We start from the raw sequence: 203 nt of genomic DNA on the forward strand, positions 1-203 counted from the left end.
GTCTCTATCTTATTAAATGACGTCAGTAACTACAAGACTATTCTGCGAATAAACAAACAACGCTTTAAGTGTAAACATTGTGGAAAAACTTTCTTAGCGGAAGATTCGGTCAGTGATCGTCGATGTTCCATTGCTCGCAGAGTCAAACAAGCCGTTCTCGAGTTGTTGAGCGAACCCCTTTCCATGTCGCTGATAGCGCGCAT

General features: G+C 42.9%; 1 pseudogene. It reads left to right on the plus strand.

Annotation, left to right across the window (positions count from 1 at the left end):
* Positions 1-203, plus strand: a pseudogene (locus AC4J95_RS21320) (ISL3 family transposase); the annotation flags it as partial.

The sequence above is a fragment of the Enterococcus sp. GPZ-007 genome (assembly GCF_059374735.1).